The 21,805-nt window shown below is 67.1% G+C and carries 21 protein-coding genes and 2 CRISPR repeat arrays; of the genes, 9 read left to right on the top strand and 12 right to left on the bottom strand.

Translation table 11 applies throughout. The annotated features are described in order from the left end of the window. The first annotated feature begins 115 nt into the window (after positions 1-115). The 4 genes from ACIRL2_RS41720 (at position 116) to ACIRL2_RS41705 (ending at position 4,490) form a co-directional block, all read left to right on the top strand. A complete protein-coding gene (locus ACIRL2_RS41720; protein WP_402239525.1) occupies positions 116-340 on the top strand; it encodes a putative ATP-grasp-modified RiPP in 225 nt (74 codons plus the stop codon). Beyond that, on the top strand, positions 337-1,326 hold the full coding sequence (tgmB, locus tag ACIRL2_RS41715; protein ID WP_402239514.1) for an ATP-grasp ribosomal peptide maturase: 990 nt from the start codon (positions 337-339) through the stop codon (positions 1,324-1,326). Before ACIRL2_RS41720 ends, tgmB begins: the two co-directional genes overlap by 4 nt. Then, a complete protein-coding gene (tgmC, locus tag ACIRL2_RS41710) occupies positions 1,323-2,504 on the top strand; it encodes an ATP-grasp peptide maturase system methyltransferase (protein WP_402239511.1) in 1,182 nt (393 codons plus the stop codon). The genes tgmB and tgmC overlap by 4 nt, the downstream gene beginning before the upstream one ends. Positions 2,505-3,127: 623 nt before the next feature. Next, positions 3,128-3,517: direct repeats of the CRISPR family, unit length 24 nt; unit sequence GTCGGCCCCGCGAACGCGGGGATG. A 271-nt stretch (positions 3,518-3,788) separates the two neighbouring features. Further along, positions 3,789-4,490, top strand: coding sequence for a DUF6508 domain-containing protein (locus tag ACIRL2_RS41705; protein ID WP_402239510.1), 702 nt, complete (start codon positions 3,789-3,791; stop codon positions 4,488-4,490). A gap of 226 nt (positions 4,491-4,716) precedes the next feature. Next, positions 4,717-4,929: a CRISPR direct-repeat array (repeat unit 30 nt; unit sequence GGTCGGCCCCGCGAAGGCGGGGATGGTCCC). A 275-nt stretch (positions 4,930-5,204) separates the two neighbouring features. Here the strand turns inward: ACIRL2_RS41705 and ACIRL2_RS41700 are convergent. From ACIRL2_RS41700 to ACIRL2_RS41685, 4 genes are all read right to left on the bottom strand, one after another. Continuing rightward, positions 5,205-5,339, bottom strand: coding sequence for a hypothetical protein (locus ACIRL2_RS41700; RefSeq protein ID WP_402239508.1), 135 nt, complete (start codon positions 5,337-5,339; stop codon positions 5,205-5,207). Positions 5,340-5,515: 176 nt separating this feature from the next. After that, entirely contained in the window at positions 5,516-6,292 is a 777-nt protein-coding gene (locus ACIRL2_RS41695; RefSeq protein WP_402239506.1) for a hypothetical protein, read from the bottom strand. 227 nt (positions 6,293-6,519) lie between these two features. After that, positions 6,520-6,969, bottom strand: a complete 450-nt coding sequence (locus ACIRL2_RS41690; RefSeq protein WP_402239503.1) for an NUDIX domain-containing protein — start codon at positions 6,967-6,969, stop codon at positions 6,520-6,522. A gap of 49 nt (positions 6,970-7,018) precedes the next feature. After that, positions 7,019-7,993 carry an FkbM family methyltransferase gene (locus ACIRL2_RS41685; protein ID WP_402239502.1) on the bottom strand — a complete coding sequence of 325 codons (975 nt, stop codon included), beginning with the start codon at positions 7,991-7,993 and terminating at the stop codon, positions 7,019-7,021. Between the two features lie 103 nt (positions 7,994-8,096). Here ACIRL2_RS41685 and ACIRL2_RS41680 point away from each other — a divergent pair, with 103 nt between their 5' ends. After that, positions 8,097-8,597: an AAA family ATPase gene (locus ACIRL2_RS41680; protein ID WP_402239500.1), complete on the top strand. Its 501-nt coding sequence runs from the start codon at positions 8,097-8,099 to the stop codon at positions 8,595-8,597. On the opposite strand, the gene ACIRL2_RS41675 is transcribed toward ACIRL2_RS41680, so the two are convergent. The 4 genes from ACIRL2_RS41675 to ACIRL2_RS41660 are packed head-to-tail and all read right to left on the bottom strand — an operon-like array spanning position 8,555 to position 12,532. Further along, on the bottom strand, positions 8,555-9,445 hold the full coding sequence (locus ACIRL2_RS41675; RefSeq protein ID WP_402239499.1) for a hypothetical protein: 891 nt from the start codon (positions 9,443-9,445) through the stop codon (positions 8,555-8,557). The two genes, ACIRL2_RS41680 and ACIRL2_RS41675, sit on opposite strands and share 43 nt — an antisense overlap. Next, on the bottom strand, positions 9,442-10,677 hold the full coding sequence (locus ACIRL2_RS41670; RefSeq protein ID WP_402239498.1) for a glycosyltransferase: 1,236 nt from the start codon (positions 10,675-10,677) through the stop codon (positions 9,442-9,444). The genes ACIRL2_RS41675 and ACIRL2_RS41670 overlap by 4 nt, the downstream gene beginning before the upstream one ends. Then, the gene (locus tag ACIRL2_RS41665; protein WP_402239495.1) at positions 10,674-11,378 is read right to left on the bottom strand and encodes a hypothetical protein; all 705 of its coding nucleotides are present in this window, start codon (positions 11,376-11,378) and stop codon (positions 10,674-10,676) included. The genes ACIRL2_RS41670 and ACIRL2_RS41665 overlap by 4 nt, the downstream gene beginning before the upstream one ends. Beyond that, complete coding sequence (locus ACIRL2_RS41660) at positions 11,375-12,532, bottom strand: glycosyltransferase family 1 protein (RefSeq protein WP_402239493.1); 1,158 nt, start codon at positions 12,530-12,532, stop codon at positions 11,375-11,377. Before ACIRL2_RS41660 ends, ACIRL2_RS41665 begins: the two co-directional genes overlap by 4 nt. Positions 12,533-12,675: 143 nt before the next feature. Here ACIRL2_RS41660 and ACIRL2_RS41655 point away from each other — a divergent pair, with 143 nt between their 5' ends. From ACIRL2_RS41655 to ACIRL2_RS41645, 3 genes are all read left to right on the top strand, one after another. Continuing rightward, the gene (locus ACIRL2_RS41655) at positions 12,676-14,217 is read left to right on the top strand and encodes a peptide deformylase (RefSeq protein ID WP_402239491.1); all 1,542 of its coding nucleotides are present in this window, start codon (positions 12,676-12,678) and stop codon (positions 14,215-14,217) included. Between the two features lie 448 nt (positions 14,218-14,665). Further along, positions 14,666-15,235, top strand: a complete 570-nt coding sequence (locus tag ACIRL2_RS41650) for a hypothetical protein (protein ID WP_402239489.1) — start codon at positions 14,666-14,668, stop codon at positions 15,233-15,235. Between the two features lie 371 nt (positions 15,236-15,606). Beyond that, positions 15,607-16,257, top strand: coding sequence for a hypothetical protein (locus ACIRL2_RS41645; RefSeq protein WP_402239487.1), 651 nt, complete (start codon positions 15,607-15,609; stop codon positions 16,255-16,257). 184 nt (positions 16,258-16,441) lie between these two features. On the opposite strand, the gene ACIRL2_RS41640 is transcribed toward ACIRL2_RS41645, so the two are convergent. From ACIRL2_RS41640 to ACIRL2_RS41625, 4 genes are all read right to left on the bottom strand, one after another. Further along, entirely contained in the window at positions 16,442-16,594 is a 153-nt protein-coding gene (locus ACIRL2_RS41640; protein ID WP_402239485.1) for a hypothetical protein, read from the bottom strand. After that, a complete protein-coding gene (locus ACIRL2_RS41635) occupies positions 16,591-16,983 on the bottom strand; it encodes a hypothetical protein (RefSeq protein ID WP_402239482.1) in 393 nt (130 codons plus the stop codon). The genes ACIRL2_RS41640 and ACIRL2_RS41635 overlap by 4 nt, the downstream gene beginning before the upstream one ends. A 1,508-nt stretch (positions 16,984-18,491) precedes the next feature. After that, positions 18,492-18,926: a hypothetical protein gene (locus ACIRL2_RS41630; RefSeq protein WP_402239479.1), complete on the bottom strand. Its 435-nt coding sequence runs from the start codon at positions 18,924-18,926 to the stop codon at positions 18,492-18,494. Positions 18,927-19,209: 283 nt separating this feature from the next. After that, positions 19,210-19,332 carry a hypothetical protein gene (locus ACIRL2_RS41625; protein ID WP_402239478.1) on the bottom strand — a complete coding sequence of 41 codons (123 nt, stop codon included), beginning with the start codon at positions 19,330-19,332 and terminating at the stop codon, positions 19,210-19,212. A gap of 189 nt (positions 19,333-19,521) precedes the next feature. On the opposite strand from ACIRL2_RS41625, the gene ACIRL2_RS41620 reads away from it, so the two are divergent. After that, positions 19,522-21,618 carry an ATP-dependent nuclease gene (locus ACIRL2_RS41620; RefSeq protein ID WP_402239522.1) on the top strand — a complete coding sequence of 699 codons (2,097 nt, stop codon included), beginning with the start codon at positions 19,522-19,524 and terminating at the stop codon, positions 21,616-21,618. The last annotated feature ends 187 nt before the right edge of the window (positions 21,619-21,805 follow it).

The raw sequence follows: 21,805 nt of genomic DNA, 5'->3' as shown, positions 1-21,805 counted from the left end.
TACATCGAGGGCTTCTACAACCGCCGACGCCTCCACTCCGGACTCGGCTATCGCACACCCCACGAAGTCCTGCACCCAGAGCGGGAATTGAACCTCGTGGCATAGAACAACAGCAATCAACCCGTCCGGAAAACGCGGGGCTCCTCACGTCGAGCTCGATCCGGTCACCCAGACCACGCGGTACCGCGACGTCGACGGGCGGATCGTGACGATGGGGGAGCATGCCAAGACCGCTCCGGCCACGCAGACCTCGGAGGCGACCGGTGGTTCGGACGGTCGGGATCCAGGGCAGGGCGGGGCGCCGGACCAGCGTCCCGTGACGAGGACCGACGAAGATTGAGCAAGGACGCGGGCGACCGGGTATCGCGGCCGGTCCTGGTGTGTGCCCCGCTCGGGGACCGCAGCGCGGACGCCGTGGTCGAGGAGTTGGGATGTCGCGGGGTGCCCGTGGCGCGGCTGGATCCCGGTGTGGATTTCCCCGGAGGGTTGACGGTGTCGGCGCGGTTCGACGCCGGCCACGGGCCGGTGGTGGCGGGTGTGCTGGAGACGGCGAGTCGCCGGGTGGTGCTGGACGACGTGCGGGCGGTCTATCACCGTCACGCGACGGACTACGGATCGGCGTTCGCGCATCTTCCGGTCCAGGACGCCCTGTTCGCGACCGCGCAGGCCCGCCACGGTGTGGGTGGTGTGCTGGCCGCGTTGTCGTGCCTGCAGGTCAACCATCCGCACGCGTCGAGCGCAGCCTCGTTCAAGCCGGTCGGCCTGGCCGCCGCCCTGCGCGTGGGTCTGACGATTCCCCCGACGCTGATCACCTCGGATCCCGACGCGGCCCGCGCGTTCGCGAAGCAACACGGGCCGATCATCTACAAAGTGCTGCGGACCGTACGCCATCACGACATGAGCGACCGGCCGTTGACGGTGTGGACCACGGCCGTCGACGCCAACGACATCGACGAGACGGTCGCCGGGACCGCCCACCTGTTCCAGGCACGCGTCGACTCCGTCGCCGACCTGCGGGTGACGTTCGTGGGCGGACGCATGTTCACCGCGCGCATCGACTCGGGTCTACTCGACTGGCGCAGCGACTACCGCACACACCGCTACGGCGTCGTCGAACTCCCCGATTCGGTGGCGGCGGCCGTCACCCGCTACATGCGCGACCGGCACCTGTCCTACGGCGCCCTGGACCTGGCCCTGACCGCGTCCGGCGAGCACGTGTTCTACGAGTGCAATCCCATGGGGCAGTACGGGTGGATCGAGGCGTCGACAGGGATGCCGATCTCGGCGGCGATCGCCGACCTCCTCCAGAACGGATCCCCGACGTGAACCCTCCCGCCTCCCCAGAAACGACCCCGGACCGCGGCGCGTTGCGGCGGCGCCTCGCCGACCGGCTCGCCGCCGCCGGCGACCTCCGCAGTCCCCCGTGGCGCGCGGCGGTGGAATCGGTGCCCCGGGAGGTGTTCGCGCCCGAGTGGTTCGAACGCGTGGACACCGAACACGGCACGATGTGGTCTCCCGTCCTCGGGGACGCCGCGACACCGGAACGGGTGTACGAGGACACCACACTGGTCACCCAACTCGACGACAAGGTCCGCCCCCGGGACGTGGCCGGGCCCGTGTTCGGGACGCCGTCCTCGTCCTCGACGCTGCCCGGCCTGGTCGTGGGGATGCTGGAGGACCTCCGTGTCGAGGACGGCGACCGCGTCCTGGAGATCGGCAGCGGCACCGGATACTCCACCGCCCTGCTCGCCCGGCGCCTGGGCGACGACCGCGTCACGTCGATCGAGGTCGATCCGGAAACCGCGCGACGGGCGGCCTCAGCCCTGAAAGCCACCGGCCTTGAGCCCCACCTGGTGGTGGGCGACGGCCTCGACGGCGTCCCGGACCGAGCCCCCTACGATCGACTGATCGCGACCTGCTCGGTACGCGAGATCCCACGCCCGTGGCTGGAACAGTCCCGGCCCGGCACGATCGTCCTCGCCAACCTCACCGGCTGGCTCTACGCGTTCGGCCAAACCCGCCTGACCGTCACCGAGCCCGGCCACGCCATCGGCGAATTCCTGCCCGGCACCGTCTCCTTCATGGTCGCCCGCCGCCACGCACCCCCCGGCCTCGACACCCGCGCGGCCCTGGCAGCCGACACCCCGGGCCGCCCCACCGACCTGGGACCCGCGATCCTGCGCGACTGGGCAGGCCGATTCGTCGTGCAAGGGGCGTTGCCGACCGCACAGCACGTCACCATGCAGGTGGGCAACGGCCCGTTTCTCGACCACCTCCTCGACGCCGACGGCTCCCACGCCACCCTGCTGCCCCAACAGGACGGCTCCTGGAACGTCCGCGAAGGAGGACCACGCCGCCTCTGGAACCTCGCCGAACAAGCCGTCACCTGCTGGCGCGCCCAAGGCGCGCCACCCGTCGACGCCTTCCGCATGTCGATCACCCCCGACCGACAGACGATCCACCTGCCCGACGACTCCCTCACCTGGGAGCTGCCTCACAGCTAGTTTCGATCGGCCCCGCCGCCGACTCCACAATCCGCATCCGCGAACGGAACACCGAAAGGAAGGTCGCAGGGTGAACTACCGTGGGGGCCAGGGCAATCCGTCGCGTGGGCGGCAACAGATAGGTGGCAAGATGCAACCGATTGAAAATAGTCTTACCGGCCGGTAGAAGCCCAGGTCACGCAGAGTCGGCCCCGCGAACGTGGGGATGTTCCCAGCGGCGCCACCTCGACCGGGACGCTCAACACGTCGGCCCCGCGAACGTGGGGATGTTCCCCCGGTAGGTGCCGGTCACGGGGCATCCACCCAGTCGGCCCCGCGAACGTGGGGATGTTCCGGCGGAAGGCCCAGGGCTTTCACGTGTTCGAGGCCCAATTCATACCCGACGACGTGCCCTGGAACGGTCGACACAGGTAGTCGCCTTTGATCCATCCGGCGGCCGATCACCAGGCAGCCTGGCCCTCGGTCACTGCCTCCGCAGAGGCGGCGAGGCACGTCAGGAGAGAGGCCTCGAGCAACTACCGTGGAGTCGAGGCAGATCCGCTTCACGACAGGCGGCAACAAGTGGCAAGATGCAACTAAATGAAAACGGCGTTACCCACCGGTAGAACCCCAGGTCATCCAGGGTCGGCCCCGCGAACGCGGGGATGAGCCCGGCGCGTCCTCGTCAAGGACAAGCACAAGCATGTCGGCCCCGCGAACGCGGGGATGAGCCCGCGGTCCGCACGGACCGGCGGCGGTGGTGACGGTCGGCCCCGCGAACGCGGGGATGAGCCCAGCTCGCGCGCCTGGTCCTCCGACATGACCGGGTCGGCCCCGCGAACGCGGGGATGAGCCAACGGACGCCTCGCGTTTGACGAACTGCTCCGGGTCGGCCCCGCGAACGCGGGGATGTTCCCTCGACGTCCACGTCATCCAGGTCGACCGACACGTCGGCCCCGCGAGCGCGGGGATGTTCCCGGTCCCTTCAGGGCTTTCGGGGCCCACTCGGAGTCGGCCCCGCGAGCGCGGGGATGGTCCTGCCTTCGGTTCGTGGTGACCTGCGCGATCGCGGATCCGGGATGTGGCGACGAAAGCGGTTGAGCAGGCTTGGCCGGAGATCGCCGGGTCGGCCACCATCGGAATCGCCGGGGTGCACACTGGGTACGCGGGCATCAACGGCCGCCACGCGCACGACTCTTCGTCGACGACATTGCCCCACCCTGTCCGAGCCGCCCTGGGCCGCACCGGCGCGCCGCAGGGCCCCGCGGTCAGACCTGGACCCCGCGTTTCGGAAGGGAGCCGCATATGGACGACGGCCGCGCCCGAAAGGGCGATCTGACCACCGCCCTGCACCTGGACAGGACGGAGGCATGGGCGGAACTCGCGTCGCTCGCAGGCGACTTCGTCACCCCTGCCGCCGGCGACGTGGTCTGGACCCGGCCAGGACAAGCCGAGGACGGCGTCCTCACCTTCGCCTATCCGGACTACTCGGATCGGGTGAACCGCGCGGTGGAGCTGCTGTACGAGGTCGGCGCGGTCACCCCACGCGCAGACTGGACCGCCTCGCGCCGGCCCGACCACCGCAAGCCGGGCGGGCTCGCCCCCGACGAAGCCGTCCTCGCCGCCACGCAAGTGGTCCGCAGCGAACGCTTCTGCGACGGCAAGATCGGCACGGCCATCGCCGACGGGCTGTTCCACGCCGTGCTCGCCACCCTCGTCGAGACCCACCTCGCCCACCGGGGCGGTCCAGCGCCGGCGCCCCGGCGCGGGAAGGCCCCGGCGCGACACGTGTACGTCGGTGATCACCGACACCGGCAGGTCACCCACATCGCCCGCGACGGCCGCACCCGACTGATGTGGAACCAGGACACCCACGCCTTCGACGTCCAGGAACTCACCTGGACCACCACCGGATCCTGGAACAAGAAGCAGACCTACGAACAGGTCAAACACGGCTGGGACACAGCCGAGGACCCCGACCACCCCACAGAACACGACGATTCCTGACCCCGCCACGACACAACCCGTCTGCTCGAACGTGATGATTCGCCTTCGACGCGCGTCCGTCAAGCGGCTGATCCGGCAAGCCGGGAATGACAAATGCCGGGAAGAGGCCGCACGGTGAAATACCGTGGAGTCGAGGGAAATCCGCTTCACGACAGGCGACAACAGGCGGCAAGATGCAACTGAACGAAATCGGTGTTACCCACCGGTAGAACCCCAGGTCATCCAGGGTCGGCCCCGCGAAGGCGGGGATGGTCCCAGGTCTGGACAGTGCAGCACTCGCAGCCGTCGGTCGGCCCCGCGAAGGCGGGGATGGTCCGATGCTCAACCGCGTGTCGACGATCGAGGCATGGTCGGCCCCGCGAAGGCGGGGATGGTCCCTCCACCGCGACGGCGTCACACCGGCCGGCGCCGTCGGCCCCGCGAAGGCGGGGATGGTCCCCGCACGCGCTCCACCGCGGGGATGGCCCAGGATCTTCGTGTCCGGAATGGCAGCGTCGGTGTCGGCTCCGTAGATCACGCAGGCTACGGACGCCTGGCTGACATTGGCCCGCGAACGACCGGGAACGCGGCGCCCTGTCGCCGGGCGACAGGAACGAACTCGACACGGGCGTGCGGGCTTTGGCGAACGATCCCTACAGATACGGATCCAGCCCCACCTACGACAAGGACCGACGCGAGGTCACCATCGGCCGCTTCTTTGTCGGCTACCAGGTCTCACCCGGCGTCCTGGTCGTCGCCGTCGTCCAGATCGTGGGCCCATGGAGAAAGGGATGTGGCGTTCCCGTCGACGAGGTCCGCCCCGAACGCGGAGAGCGCCTGCGGGAAGACCGAACGGTTGTATCGCGCCAAGCAGCGATAGGTAGCGAGATGCAACTAAATGAAAACGGTGCTACTCACCGGGTGGATCCCAGATCAGCCAGTGTCGACCCCGCGAACGCGTTGAGGGTTCCGCACCGGCGTCGCCCACAGGTTCTTCGGACCTTGGCCTTCCTGGGTGAGCCGGACGGCGTCCACCATACGTCTGGTCAACGATCACGAGCCGCTGTCCGCGGTTTGAGGCTGAACCTACGGTGGACGCCTCTGTTTTCCGACCACAGCGGCACGCCGGAACGCAGCAGCGTCCACCCGTAGTATCGGCTCGGCATAAGCTCCCCTACGTTGAGCTGGCCCAGAAGACGCATAAGTTCCAGCGCTGTGGATCGACGTTCTTCCTGCCTCCTATGCACATCATCCTCGAAACCGAGACCGCGGGCTGTGGCGTCCTCGGTATCGAGTCTGGCCTGCTGATCCCTCCTCCTCTTGTTGGCTCGCGCTCGAATCATTTCGGGCATATCCCCCGGGCTTGGCAGTCGGGCCGAAATGCTCAGCTCACTCTGCTCTGCAACTGCCGGCAGGCTCGCACGCCGTTGCCGCATTTCAGTCATGTGCCGCTCGCTGGCCAGATAGCCGACCATGGGGGAAGGACAGAGGAATACCTGAAGGCGCCCATGACGCCCGAACTCGCAGTGCGCATAGTCGACAGCCTGCCCAGCCCACGCATGGTAAGACCCCAGATTCATGTCCTCCACGGGGCGCTTGAACTCCACCCCGAACGCTGGCTCTTCGTCGAACCAGGGCTCGGGATCACGTGGAACTAGAATCGCATCGATTCTCACGGGCTCGCACCCCCGGTACAATCCAGGCACTTGCTCCTGGATGTGGAACCACTTTTCGAGCACGCCCAGGACGTGTGTGCTGAGCTCCCGCTCGGTCTTGAAAGCTTCGGCCTTCGGGAATATCCAGTCCCCTGCGTAGTTCAGCATCGCGCCTCCCGGCAGCCGACCTACCCTCGATGCTGCCCTGTCTGGCTTCTCCGCAAGAGACTGATACGAGCCAAGATCAGGCCGGGTGCTGCCCGGCACCGGAGCTCAGCGAGGTCGGCACCTCCTCCACCGAGCCCCTCCCCCTCGCCGCCGTGAGCGCCAGTCCTCCCTACCACTCATCGGCGTCTCCGTACCTTCCGGGACACGTTCTGCAGGGATGTTCAGCGCTAGACCGACCATCCGTAGCGGGAGAAGGAGGGACCTCCACCGTGGTAGGCGACCAGTGCCTGCATGGAGGTCGGGAACGCGGGCTCGGGCAGCCGGTTCGCAGTGACCCACCGGGCAGCCAGGTGCTTGTCCGGCTCGGTGTTGGTCAGTTCGCCGGTCCACGTGTCGGTGGCGAAGACGAAGAGGACGAACTGCCCGGCCTGGTCCCAGCTCTGTTCGACGTGGATCACGTGGACGAGTACGAGATCTGCCGGATCGACGAGCAGACCGGTTTCCTCTTCGAGTTCACGAGCGGCGGCCTCGTCGAGGGCTTCGCCCGGCTCGGCCTTGCCGCCCGGGACCGTCCAGGCCGGCTGCGGCAACCAGTTTCGGGCGGCGTAGTGCACGGCGGCAATCGTGTCGGTGTCCTTGTCGTGGACGATCACGCAGACCGAATTGCGACTGTTCATAGCACTGTTGTTCGTCAAAGTACCCAGTCCTTGTCAAGCGCCACGGGTGTCAACGGCGAGGCAGGCGACTCAGGCCGACCCCGCGGCCGGGATGTGTGGGTCCTGCTCGGCAATCGAGCGGGAGGAGGTCGGCGTCGATGCGAGAGAAGACCAAGTCGGTCATTTGCTTCGGGGTCCCGATGCACCTGACGGGCGCCTGCGGGCGGTGTATGGCCCGGGGGTAGGTGGCCGGGTCGTAGTCGTTGGTGAGCGTGTAGGCGTGGAAGCCGTGCTCGCGCAGGTTGTCGATGATGCCGGTGGTGCTCTCGCCCTGCTTGGCCAGGAGTCTGGGGGTGACTTCCACGACCAGTTCCGCGTCCTCGCGCAGGCGCGGAAGCGCGGGCAGCAGTCCCCTGACCGCCGCCGCCTCGGCGCCCTCGACGTCGATCTTGATGACCCGGGCGGTGGAGAGCTCGGCCTGACTGAGCAGCTCCGCAAGTGGCGCGGTCGGCACGCGGAAGATCGTGTGGACGTGGCGGGGTCGGACCGCGGTGGTGTGGCCGAGGTTGGCCGGGTCCTCCAGGTAGAGGATCAGCGTGCCGGTGGTGTCGGAGGCGGCCGAGCGGACGGTGCGGATGTTCGTGCGGTGGTTGGTAGTGGCTGCGCCGACGAGGTCGTCGTGGAACTGCGGGGTGGGCTCGATGGCGACGACGTGGCCGGTCGGTCCGACTGCGTGGGAGGCAAGGAGGCTGAACGCACCGCGGTGGGCCCCGACGTCGACGAAGGTATCCCGCGGCCGCAGGCGGTCGCGCAGGAAGGCGCTCAGGTTCGGCTCCCACTCGCCGAAGAGGTAGTGGTAGCGCTGAATGACGTCGCTGGTGGTGACGGTGACCAGGTCACCCGAGCGCAACCGGGCGGTGGTGTGGAGGGGATGGGTTCGAAGGTGATCGTCGAGGAAGCGGTCGACGAGTGGGCGCTTGCCGACTGTTCCGGGCGCGTGGCGGACGTAGGCCCGCAGCAGGCGGGCGAGGGCGGAGGCGGGCACGCGTGTCTCCTTCGGGTGGTGGCGGGTTCGGAACGCGGTTCCCGGAGCCGGCCGTGGTGGCAGACTTGCCGGTGAACGCCGGTAGCGGTGAGGGGAGTCGTCGGTGGCCGAGAGTTCTCCGGTGGTGTTCCTGCTGGTGGGCCTGACCGGTTCGGGGAAGACGACCTACGCTCGGCGGAAGCTGGAGCGGCAGGGCGCGGTGCGGCTTTCGGTGGACGAGGTCGTCCACGAGCGGCACGGTCGGTACGGCGTCGACTACCCGGAGCACACCTACTTCGAGAAGGAGGCCCCGGTCGTCGCCGAGTTGCACTCACGGCTGGTCGAGCTGGTCTCCGAGGGCCGGGATGTGGTCTGGGACCACGGGCTGTGGCCGCGCAAGGACCGCGATGCGATGAAGAAGCTGGTGGAGTCGGCCGGCGGGCGCTGGCGGCTGCTCTACTTCCCCGTCGATCGGGACGAGCTGCTGCGCAGGCTGGCTGAGCGCAACCGGAGAGGTGACGCGAACTCGCTGATCGTGACCCCTGAGGCTTTGGACGACTTCTTCGCGCGGTTCGAGGTGCCTCAGAATGAGGGCGAGGAGATCGTGGAGCCGGGCCGGCTCTGACGGGGCGGGCGCCAAGCGGTGTGGATCCGGGCGGCTTCGGTGGCCCAGTCATCGGGCATGTGGTCGAGGGTGACGTGGCGGAAGCCGAGGCGGGGGTCGGAGACGTCGATGCGGTTGTTGTGGCGGTCGATGTGCTGAAGCAGGCGGGTGGCCTCGCTGCGGACGGCCGGGGTGTGCTCGGTCCAGGCGCCGCTGGTGAAGTGGTCGATGCGGCGACGCAGGTCGTCCACGACGCCGGAGCGCCATTTGAAGTGGTGGACGCACGCGAGTGTGTGAGGGTCGGGCTTGCGGCCGGGGGCGCGGTGGTTGCCGGAAGCGACGGCGGCGCCCGAGAGTGCGAGGACGATCTTGCGCGGGTCTCCGTGCAGGAGGCGGTGGGTGAGGTGGCCGCCGAGAGGGAAGGTGCGGTCGAGTCCGTCCTCGGGGCGCCAGAGGACGAGGCGGCCGTCGGCGCTGACGCGGTCGAGCATCAGCCCGCCCACCACGGCTCGGCCGTTCTCCTCGGCCGCCTCGGTGACGTCGGCGAGCGGAGCCGGGTGAGTGTGGAACTCGTCGGAGTCGGCGAGCAGATGCCAACCGGGGCCGGCCTGTTCACGCAGCGCGTCGCGCAGTTCGGAGTTGGTGTGCTCGTGCCATGGACCCGTGCTGACCCGGCCGGTGGGCAGGCCGAGTTCCCGGGCGGTGGCCAGCAGTTGCCGGCGCCCGGCATCGGGAACGTGCTGGGGGAAGTGGAAGGCGAGGTGGAAGCGCTCGACGCCGAGCCGGCGATAGTGGGCGGTCCACGCGGTCAGCAGGGCCGATTCGACCGGGCCGACCACAGCAACCAAGGCGGGGGAGGCGCGCATCATCGGTACTCCTTGACCAGGTCGGTGTAGATGTCGGTGAGGTAGACGGCCTGTTCGGAGGCCGGGAGCATGCCCACGGCTGCGGGGGCCTGCGGCCCCGGCCGGGCAGGCAGCGCGGCCGGCAACCGGTCCAGCGCCTTGGCGAGGGCGTCCGGGTCGCCGGCCGTGAAGAGCCGGGCCCAGGGCTGTCCGGCCAGCCGCTCGGTCAGGTCCGGGTCGTGGTCGGAGACGACCAGCGGCACCCCGAGCCGGGCGGCATCCATGACCAGCCCGGACTCCTTACCCGTCCCGGGACACCGGGCCACCAACGCGGCATCGGCGGCGGCGTAGACGAGCCGTAGGACATCCTCGCCGACCGGGCCGGGCACGATGTGGACTCGGACGAGGGGCAGGCACTGCCAGCGTTCGAGCACCGTGTCGTCCAGCGGAGTGCCGCATACCAGGACGTGCAGCGGCTCGCTGACGCGGGCCAAGGCGGCATCGACGGTGGTGATGTCCTTGTACGGCCACCAGCCGCCGATCAGGCACACGGCCGTCGCACCGGCAGGGATGGTGAAGGCGGATCGGGCGCCCTCGCTTTCGGCCTCGGTCAGGCGCCGGCCGTCGTCGACCGCGAATGCCCGTACCCGTCCGGGCAGGTGGGGGAAGCTCCGCCGGAGCCGATCGCGGACTGCGGTGGTCGGGTACAGCGCGACCACGCGTTTCTCGCCCCGGCCTGCCAGCCGACCCAACAGGCGGAGCGGTCGGTCCTCGGTGGTGACGAGTTCGTGGATGAACCGCAGATGTCGGCCGCCGCCGAGCAGGGCGGCGGCATCGTGCAGGGCCTCGCTCGCACTGAGGATCACCACTGCTCCGGGCTGCGGGGCGAGACGACGGGCAGTGCGAAGGCACGCCGCCTCGGTCAGACAGCGAGCGATCAGGGTGATCTGGTGCGGTAGCCGACGCAAGCTCACCGGCCGGCTGCGCGAGGCGAAGAGCCGCTGACCAACAGCCGAGACGCGTGCCGCCGCTCGCGCACCGGCCAACAGCGTTTTCGCCGTCGGACCCACGGGGCCTGTGGTGATGCGGGCGCCGGCACGCTGCAGCGGACCGAGGCCGTCTGCGATCCCCTCCGGGGTGATGACCAGGGCGCCCGGGCACGCGGCGGCGAGTGCGATCAGCGTGCGCTGGTGGTGCCCGCCGCCTCGGTGGACGTACGGCTCGATCAGGACCAGCGGCCCGGAGTGGGTACTCATCCGGCGATCGCCTGCTCACCGTGCAGCGTGGTGAAGTACCGGTGCAGCCAGGTCGGGTCGTTGAGCGCCTCGAACCGCTCGGGGTCGCGGGCCGCCGAGTGGGCGAAGTCGCACCCGTCGCGGGCACCGGCCGCCGCGTAGTGGGCGAAGTCGCCGTCCTTGCTCGTTGTCCAGGCCATGATGCGTTCTTGGGCGGAGGTGTCGGTCATGCCGTACTCGCTGCCGCGCGCGAGCATCGCGCACTCGCGGAAGCCTGCCTTCCAGGCGTGGAACGGGGTCTGGTTGAACAGCGTGGTGCCGGCGGTGTGCTCGCTGAACTCGACGCGTCCGGGTAGCGCGGCCAGCACGTCGACCGCCTGGCCCATCTCGCGCAGCGCACCGGCGCGAATCAGTTTGAGGCCGCCGTAGCCGTAGGTGAGGCCGTTGATTGGGTTGATGGCCCGCCAGACCCGCATGGACACCCCGTCCGCCAGCGGCTCCACCTCGGCGGCGGGGAACGCGTGGTCGATGGCGAAGTCGCCGTCTGCGAGGAAGAACTGTTCGGTGTCGACCAGTTCGGCCGTCAGCCGGTAGGCGCGACGCATCCCGCGTACCCCGTGCAGACGCTTGACGGTGTCGCCCAACACCCGGGACAGGCGGGTGTGCAGGGAGTCGGCCAGCGGCTCGTCGTAGGAGAGCAGGACCGCGTCGAAGCCGCTCACTTGATCGCCTCCAGGTAGCGGGTGGCCACCGCGGCGGGCGCGAGATCGGCGGTGGAGGCGTGCGCCCGCTTGGCGTGCAGCCGGTAGAACTCCGGGTCTGTGGCGAGGCGGTCGGCGATCCGGACGGCTTGGTCGTCCGTGTCGAACAGCAACTCGGGGTCGATGTGCTCGGCGAGCCAGCCGGTGCGTGGGCCGATCACGGGCAGGCCCATCGCCTGGCAGTCGATCACCGACATGGACCAAGGGCAGCCGGGCCGAAACGGCGCGATGCCGAAGTGGGCTTCGGCCAGCAGGTTGCGGTAGCGGATGCGGTCGCCGCGGTCGGAGGCGATCGCCACACCATCGACGGCGGCCAGCTCTCCCAAGTGCTGCTCGGGGCTTGGGTCCAATCGGACGCGCTCGGGGCTGCGGGCGCCGAACAGGTCCATCACCGTGAGCCGCACCGGGGCCTCGGCGACGAGCCGGCGAGCGAGCCGGGTGAAGCGGGGGGTGCCGTAGTGGGCGTACAGACGGTGGTTGTAGATGCCGGTGGCCTGCCCTGCCGGCGGGGTGATGTCGGCTGGGTCGCGCACCAGGCGCACGTCCCTGGGAGCGGGCACCACGTGCAACTTCTCGCCGAGGAGTTCCACGCCGGTGCGGGCGGCAGCCGCGCTGGTCCAGGAGGCCGCGGTGGAGGAGTGGACCAGGACGCGGTCGCAGGCCGCCAGGCCCGCGGCGAAGGCCAGCAGCACACTGCGGCCCAACCCGCCGTCGTCCATCGCCGGGTCCAGCTCCAGCTTGCCGGTGTCGGTGAAGGAGAACGGCAAGTAGTGGCAGTAGCCGGCGATCCGTGCGTCCACTCCGGCCTCCAGCAGGGCGGCCCGGATCGCCGGCGCGGCCTCGATCTGGTTGGCCACAACGACCTCGGGCCGGTGGTGCCGGAACAGCCGCACCATCGCGCCCATGCCCGGGTTGAAGCGGGCCCGGTACTTGGTGGTCGGCGGGGCGGTTCGGGTGAAGTGCACACGCTCGTCGCCTGCCGGAATCGGGGAGGCCACGGCCACCTCTACACCGGCATCCACCAGGGCGGGGGCGAGCAGATCGGCGAAGGTGAAGCCGGAGTCGGCGTTCAGGCGGCCGGCGTTGGAGACGTTGAGCAGGTAGAGCAGGCGCATCGCGTGCAACCCTCCTTCTCGGAGCCCGGGGCTCGACCCGGGTCGGTGAAAGAAGGAAACTGGCGATCGGGACCGTGACAACATGATGAATCGGGATCACTCACGGTTCACTCATCTCATCCGGCGGCCAGGGCGGGGTTTCGATGGACGCGCGGGACGACACCCTGACGGTCGAGCAGGCCGCCGAGGCGTTCGCAGCGGAGATCGCCCATTGGCGCGAGGTGCGGGGCCTGTCAAAGCGGAAGTTGGCCATCAGGATGGGCTTCGACCCGTCGTACGTGAGCCACGTGGAGTCCGGGCGGCACAAGCCCACCGAGGACTTCGCCCGCCGAGCCGAGGACATCCTGAACGCGGGCAAGGCCCTGTGGAAGCGCTGGTTGGACTTTGAGGCGGCCAGAAGCCGGACCGCGCCGGGCACCGCCCCGCCGGCGCACCGCCGGACAGAGCAGCCGTACGCGACCGGATCGGCGATCATCGTCGAACACGACTCCGCCCGCCTGGAGTTCGACGGCGCTGGCTACCGGCTGACGATGCGCCGACTGCTGCGCAACACCGGCGGCGAGCCGATCACCCGCTACCTGATCCGCATCAGCGTGGACCGCTACCCCGGTGAGCCGGAGCGCTCCAACACGCACTATCGCGAACACCCGCTGACCTGGGACGAACTCGCGCTGACCGCGACCTGCCGCGGGGAGACAATGAATTGGCAGGCCAAGCACGACCGCGACGCGTTCAAGGAGGTTTGGCTGCTCTTCGAGAACGAGCAGGGCCGGTTCCCGCTGTACCCGGGCGAGTCGGTGTGGATCGAATACGCCTACACGGTCGGCGAGGAGAAGTGGGGCCGCTGGTTCCAGCGCGCGGTCCGCCTGCCCACCGAGCACCTGGAGGTCGAACTCGCCTTCCCCACCGAGCTCGACCCGGCGGTCTGGGGCACCGAGACGTCGATGACCGCCGAAGCGGTGCCGCTGCGGACCGCCCCGATCCGGCGCGACGAGGCCGGTTTGCGGGTCTTCTCCTGGAGCACGTCCACGCCCACCCTCCACGCCCGCTACCGTCTGGAATGGCGATTCCGAGCCCAACTCGAACGAACACGACACGATCCAAGGGGAGTTCAGGTGACCCAGGTGCGGCCCAGCGACCGGATGCGTGACCTCGGCGTCGTCCAGGAGGGCACCCCCATCCTCGCCGAGCCCGCCCGCCCTTTCGACCTGCCAACCGAGCGCGAGAGCGCCGAGGAGGTCGTCGAGAAACTGTTCATCGCGATGGAGCGCATCGGCCAGGTCCACCCCTTCGCCAAGGGCATGGGCATCGCGGCACCACAGGTCGGGATCGACCGGGCCGCCGCCATCGTCCGGCCTGCCGACCCTGATGCCCCGCCGATCGTCCTGCTGAACCCGCGCATTACCGGGCACGCCGACGAGACGGACGAACAGTTCGAAGGCTGCCTGTCTTTCTTCGACGTCCGCGGCCTGGTCCCCCGCCCGCTGCGGATCACCGTGGAGACCACCAACCCGGACGGCCAGCCGACGATCACCACCTACCAACGCGGCCTCGCCCGCCTAATCCACCACGAAATCGACCACCTCGACGGCCTGCTGTACACCGCGCGGATGCGCGCCGACGTCGAGCCCATCCCCGTGGAGCAGTACCGGCAGATCGGCCGCGCATGGTCCTACGACCGGTAGCCACGAAGGCCCCACTGAGCCAGAGCCACGTACGTGGTTGCAGTTCCGGTTGCCTTCACCCTGCCCAGCGCCGTTCAAAACCCGGCTTGCGGGTTGCTGTGCCGCAGGTCAAGACACCTACGACCATCGCTGGGCGAGCAAATGATCCCTTGGAAAGCGTGTTGGGATAAAATCCTCACGGGGGCGAGTAGACTAACTGACTTTTGCAGATAGGCCTTTGTCGATCGAGGTGAGCCCGAACAGGCGTGGGGCGCACCCGCGTTCGATGGAGCCCTATCAAACGCATCCACGACAGGTGGCCAACCGCACAAGGATTTACCCGCTCACCACTTCGACTGATCGCGCGTAACACCTTTTGATGGTGTATTGCTCGCAGGAGCGGCGACAGGTCCGCTCCGCTATAGGCTTTCGACTGCGCACAACACTGAGCAACGAGAGGAACCTTGTGGTGGCTGAAGAGATCACGGGTGCTGTGAGCCGCTGGGACATCTCAGCGGCCGACCTGTCCGGCGTGGTGCTGGAAGCACCGACGGAAGGCCGCGTATTTCTGCTCCCCGACTCCAGAGTGGACGGGACGGCCGTCTACCGAGATGACGTGGCCGGCTTGATCAAGACGCTACGACACCGTGGCGTGGACATCGACTTCGCATTCGCCCGAGAAGATCGCCGCTATCTCAGTGAGTACGGGGCCACCGAAGTCATTGCCACCATCGGCATCGCCGTAACCGCCACGCTCTCTACTGATCTGGTCAAGAGCATCGTTCTCGCTGCCTGGCAGCGAGCCCGCTCCGCTCTGGGCCAAGACTGCCCCGCCGAGGAGGTCGAGGAGGCGCATGTGACGGTGAAGATTGCTGAGGTCGTACGCACCGACAACGAGACGGCCATCCGTGGGCTGGAGATCACCAGCCGACTGGCAGACATCGAGAACCTCATCCAGGCAGCCGTGTCCGACCCTGCTCGCGTCGAGCTTCCACGGTCAGAACAGGATGACGCCGCTCCGGAAGGCGCCGCCGGATGAGAGTTGCTGGCCTCGTCATCCGCGCTGGGGTACCCCTGCCCCCGGCTTCAGGCCCAGTGCGCCGGGCCATGATGCGCCACGATGGCGAGACGGCTCTGCGGGAATCCATGCGCCTGTATGGGCAGTGCCTTCGCAGTATCTCCCTCACTTGGGGGCTGTCCCTGGCTCACCTTCCGTCCTGGATGTCGACAACAGAGGAAATCCATCGCCGCGGACTGCGGACGATGAGCGCCCAGCGGGACTTTCTCGTCCGTACTTGGTCGCAGGCCAGGTACCAACTGCACGCCAACATCGCGGCGCTTACTCCGTCGTCTCGATGGTCGTCCGGTCTGGTTACCTCTCGACGGTGGGACCACCGCCAGTACGTTGTGATGGCCAGTTCGCTGCATGAGCCGATGGGCGCGCCCCCGCTCACTGATCCATGCCATGAACTGGAAGCACTAGCACGCACTTCGCTGGCCCGTGCTGTTGATGCCTACAACTTTCTTGAGGATGACGAACTTTCCGAACTGGCCCACCAGCATGCTCACAACGTCGCAGCCCTTGCAGGCGGACTGTTCGGCTGCAGCATCGAGTTTTCCGACGACACCTACTGGGACGTATGCAAGCTCACCTTGATGCACGACCGATGCGGTATGTCGGCCGGCTTCACTTCGACCTGCATTTGTTCCTTGTGCGCACAGGACATCGACACCTGCCAGCACCTGCTCGACGTAGGGTACGACATCACTGTGCGGCACGACGTCGACGGATTATGCAATATTTGCGGCCAGCTAAACTGTCTACACATCGAGGGCGAGATCGCATCTGTCTTTCCACAGCCCGTTACGTCCGACCTACAACTACACGAAGTGAGTCTGGTGTCGCGACCCAGGGATCCTTTGGCCCGCTTCACCAAGCTCGAGTTATCCAAGGATGTTCTCCTGCAAGAACTAGGTGAAGATCTGCACGACAGGGTCATTTGCTGTTATCGATGCCTTCACCCCTGCGGCGGATTTAGTCAGATGCTCAACCAGGATTGAGCGCAATAGAACCCTGATGAATTTTAATCGTGGATTGACTTTGTCGGGGGCGGGGTGAGTGGCTGACGAGGGCGTGAGTTCGATCGATGAGGGCATCGGGCTGCCGGATCGACTGTTGCTATGGGGGCATGGAGAGACCCGAATGCGGTGGGAACCGGGTGGAGGTGGTCCGGATGCCCTCCCATCAGCGTCGGTCGTTCTCGCGGGATGTCGGCTGACTCGTCCGCCGTGACTGTCTGTGGGTGATGCGCCTGGTCATCAGGGTGATCGCGGCCCAGGTGAGCAGACCCGCCACCGCCGAGACCAGCAGCGTGTCGGCCCGGTGCTCGGCGGTCACGACGGGTTCCCGGCCGGTGCGGCCAGGCGCTCCATCTCGTCCGTGCCGTCGTTGCAGCACTGCCCGCACACCAGCCGCCGCTTGTTGGGCCGCTCGGGAAGACGGACGTCGAACGGCATCCGGGTCTCGTCCTTGCCGCGCAGGTCGTAGTCGCACTCCGCGCAGACCAGCCGGGCGGCGCGGGCCTGCTTCTTCGACCAGGAGGGCCACTCCGCGGACAGTGCCAGTCTGGCGATGACCATGCCGTCGGCCCGGGGCTGGAACACCGTGAAGTCCCAGTGCGGGGCGTCCTCGGGGATGTCGGCGACGGTCTGTTCCAGCGACGGCATCCACGGCACCACGTGGGTCAGGCCCTTGCGCAGGATGCGGACCTCCTCGACTTCGCGCATGGCCTTGCTGCGGGAGGAGGCGAGCGGGAAGCGGCGGCGGGCCTCGCCATCACCCTGCTGGCGCCCTCCTGCCAGCCGGCCGAGCGGCACACACCCGCACGGCCACGGCGCTGCGCACGGAATGAGCCGGCCGTATGCGATTTCGGGCAGCGAAGCCCGTTCGACATTGCCGGGAACGGGCAACGCGCGTAGCGGCGCGGCGGGCGACGATGGCCGCATCGGCGTTGAGGGGGGCGAACCGGCATGTTGTCGGCGATCAGGCGGACGAGTGTCCACGAACCGCGGTTGGGTCCGTTGGAGCGGATCGACGGGCGCTGGGGGATCGGTGATCGGGGTCCCCATGGCGACTGGAACTGGCTGGAATTTCGCGAGGACGCGTTGCACGAGCATGTGTCGGGTGGCGAGGGACGGGTGGTTCCCTGGGGCAGGATCATGGAGTTCGGGGTGTTGCGCCCTCCTTTCGTAGGTTCGGTACACCTGACTCTGCGCACCCGTACGAGCCCTTCCACGCGCGCTACGACCTGCACGCCCGCCAATACGGCGCGCAGGAATACCTGTTCCTGAGGTACCTGCTCGGGCAAACCGCCGAGGCGCACGAGACGAGACACAGCGGCTCGGCGACCCGGACTGGCTTGCCCGCGTCATCGAACGCCTGCCCACGGAAAGGGTGTGGACCTGGCGCGGCTTCGACGTACCGGTGGCCTCGGCCCGGCGCACCTGAACCCGGTTCCCCGGGGAGCGGGCGCGACGTCGGACCGCCCCCCACGACCGTCGCCGGCACGATCCGGCGAACATCGGCGGGCGCCTCGACCGCCTCGGGTGCGTGCCGGCTCCGCACCGGGGACCGGTCGAGGTCCCGGGCGGCATGAGTGCCTGTTCCCAACGCTGCCGGTGACGTTTGCCAAACAAGGCTGAGTCGTACGCGCGGTGAGGTCGGGCGAACCCCTCACGGTCCGAACGCATCCGGTCCCGTCCGTCGACCCCGCGAACGCGGAGATGTTCCCGGATCAACAAGTACGGGGCCACACGCACCGAAGTCGACCCCGCGAACGCGGGGATGGTCCCCGCGAGGCTGGCGGAAAAGGCGAGCCCAGGCCGTCGGCCCCGCGAACGCGGGGATGTTCCCGTCCTGGTCCGGGCCGCCGTGCCCGAGATACGGTGTCGGCCCCGCGAGCGTGGGGATGTTCCCACCACGACGCCCCCACCCCGAGACCCGGGGAGTCGGCCTTGCGAGCGCGGGGATGGTCCGAAGGCCGAGCGCTCCGGTGCCCAGGCGGCCGAGTCGGCACCGCGAACAGCGGGGATGTGACTGACCCCCAGCTAGGTCAGCTCAGTGACGGAGCGATCCCCGCGAACGCGGGGCCAACCGGACGCCGTTGCTGGTCTGGGGCGTTGGACCGTTGCGGCCGGAACCTGCGTGTACCTCGGTTGGCGTTCGCCGCGAACGCCTCGGCCTTGGGGCACGTCAGGTGCCAAGGGCCGGGAACCCTATGGCACGGAGGTAGTCGTCATGTTTCCGCCTCGGCCGCGAGCCGGACTTCCCGCAGGCGATCCATGTACCAGGTGCGTGATCGCCCCCACCGCGTGCCCACGATGTTCTCCACCGTCGCCCACGCGACCTCGTCCCCTTGGCCGATGCGAGCCTCGATCCACGCGCGGACCTCTTGGCGCTCCTCCTCTGATGCGTTGCGTGCCGTGTCCGCCCTCAGGTCACGGATTATCGAGGATCGCCCGGCCGGGCGCCGCCGCGTTGGCCTGCCCTGAACCGGCACGACGGTGGGACGGCACAGCACCGCGTGACCACGTTCGACCGCGACAACGAGCGCCTGGTCGAAAGTGACACCCGCTCCCGTACCTGCGGCGATGGTCCGAGCGACTTCCCGCAACCGGGTAATGGTCGCCGCGTCCAGGGTGACGTCGTACGCGGTGGTGCCGTCCGGCATGACTCGTAGCTTCATGCCCCATCAACCACGTCCGGGGCACGGGCGTAACGGCGTGAACGATCCGCTCGGGCAAGATTCAGGCGATCACCCGCCGGGTCGGCTCGACCACGCCTTCGCGTGACCATCATCGGTGCACGTATCGGGTTGCAGAGGGCCTCATTTCCGGCACTCGCCAGCGGACGCGGTCCCGATCGAGTTCCGTGCGCCCATGCACGAGCGTTCACGCGGTGACTTGGCCGCCTCGGCAACCGCGTGGGTGCAAAATGCGCGGCCGCCGAGGGGTTCAGCGTTGCCAGGTGGGCATGACCTCGGCTCGGGCGCGGAGTTCGGTCGGGTCGAAGATGTCGATGACGCAGTAGGGCGGTGGTCTCGTGCCACCGCCGAGGGCCCTACCGGTGCCGACCACGGCACGAGATCCCCACGTTGCCCGGCCGGACAGGGCGCCGTCGACGGGATTCCCATCTCAACCACCTACATCGTCGAACTCGGCTGACGGGAAGGGAGCTAAACCCGGGGCACGTCCACCTCAAAACTCGTATGATCGCCTCTCCTGTTGTTGCTGTGACTGCGGTGACCCGGCTCAAGGACGTGCGCCATTCGTATCTCAAAGATTAAAATCACGAACTTCCGTGGACTTGCCGATTTCGAGATACCTCTGAGTCGATTCGGATGCATCATCGGGGAAAATAACGCAGGCAAGTCGTCGGCGTTTCAGGCGATCAATACGTTTCTCAGGGCATCGGCTATCGAGCCGACGGATTTCTTGGACTCGGAGAAGTCCGTTCGCATCGAGATATCGTTTTTCGATGTCACTCCCGAGGATCTGCTTCGCATCTCCGACGAAAAACATCGCGAGCGCATCGCCGAGGAGGTCAGGGGAGAGCGCATCTCGTTCGTTAGACTGTACGATGCGCCCGGAAAGGGCAAGTTATTCGTCAATTCGAAAGTTCCCCGCGATTCACGGCTGACAGAACTTGCCATTGAAGAGACGATGAAGTCCGGATTGCCTCCGGAAACCGTTCAGGCGAACGTCAAGGCCACCTATCCGGAATTCTTCAGAAACTCCGGAGCCAAAGCCACGAAAACCGCATTACGGCGGATGGTCAAGGAAATGGTGTCCGCCCTCGGCGAAGATGATCTTAGGGATGGCGAGAGAGAGATTCCGACGGGACTCGACCGATCCGTCTATTCCCTCCTTCCCGAGGTTATTTATATCCCGGCGGTCAAGGAACTCAACGATGATCTGAAACCGGGGACCACCTCCACCTTCGGAAAGCTGGTGACGCTCCTGTTCGGAAGGATCGAGCACAAGCTTCCGAGCCTCGAATCATCCTTCGAAAGCTTGCGTAAACAGCTCAACGTCGTGGAGATGGAAGGTCGGGAGGTCGACGACCGCCTCCAAGAAGTTCGGGACATCGAGGAGGTGATCGGCCGCAATCTTCAGGAGGCGTTTCCTCGGACCCGCGTACGGTTGGAGATCCCTCCGCCGCGTCTCCGAAGTCTCTTGGACCAGGCAGTGATATCCATCGACGACGGCATTGCGGGAGGCGTCCGTACCAAGGGCGACGGCCTCCGCAGGTCCATAACGTTCGCGATGCTTCGGGCCTACGCGGAACTAAGTGTTTCCAAGTCCCCGGAGAAGACACACGTTTCACGTCCCTGCCTGCTGCTCTTCGAAGAGCCGGAAGTGTTTCTTCACCCTCGGGCACAGCAGCAGCTGTTCGATGCCCTCAAGGTTTTTTCCGATTTCAATGACGTACTCGTCACCACTCACTCTCCTGCCTTCTACGCGCCCCATACGACGGGGACGTTCGTCAAGATCTTGAAGGACTACACGAAGAATCCACCAGTGGGTCGCGCCTGTGTGATCGATCTCGATGAGATCGCAGCACGTGATCAATTCGAGATCATTAAGCATGAAAACAACGAGGCTGCGTTCTTCGCGGATTCAATCTTGCTGGTGGAAGGTCCGAGTGACCACGTCGTCGTTTCGCATATCGCGCGTACGCTCGACCCGGCATGGGATTTCGGAAAGCGCGGAGTTGCCATCGCGAAGGTCAACGGAAAGGGAAGCATCGCTCGCTATCGAAAGTTCTTCGCAAAATTCGACATGCAAGTATCCGTTCTCACGGATCTCGATGCGGTGCTGAACGGCTTCAGCAAGCTTGGGGCCAGCCAGGAATGCGCCGATATGCAGAGCAAGCTGGTCGAAATGGTGATCCTGAGAACCCAGGAAAATAACGAGCGGGTCGACGGGAAGACCCTTAACAGCATGCGGACAAGAGGAGATGTCCATTCCTTGTGGGATCGCGCCTGTGAAAAGCAGGCAAAGTACGCTCAAGGTGAATGCTCTTGGGAGGAGCTTAGCGAATCGGTCGACGCATTTTTCGGCAGAGCACAATCGCGAGGCAGGCTAGAGAAACTCAAGGCTGCGTCGGAAGATGACCTGAATGAATTGAAAACCGAACTGATCGAGAGCTTGCGCAAAGAACGTATCTTCGTCTGGGAGCGCGGGGCAATCGAGGACTATTATCCCCAATATATCCGTGAAAAGTCGGACAACAAGCATGTTCAAGCTCGATACTTCTGCGATCAATACGTAACGCGAGAAGACCTGCGGTCGCTTTTGGGTGCCCGGGAGAACGAGTTGTGTGAATTCGAGCGGATTTTCGGGAAGTTCTTCGACAGTTGATCGGGGTGCCCCACCTCAGGCCGCCTCGGCTACGGCCGGACGCGGGTACCGTTCGCGATGGGGTTGTTTCCGGCGTCCTGCCGCAGTTCCCGGGCCGTTGCCGTGGCCAATGCGGCCTCCTCAAGTGCTTCGCGGCAAGGTGGGTCGGCCCCGCGAACGCCGGGATGGTTCCGACTACGGCACATCG

It is taken from the genome of Embleya sp. NPDC127516 (assembly GCF_044765325.1).
GTDB lineage: Bacteria > Actinomycetota > Actinomycetes > Streptomycetales > Streptomycetaceae > Embleya.
The sequence above is the reverse complement of the archived record's forward strand: the minus strand, read 5'-3'. Positions and strand labels throughout refer to the sequence as shown.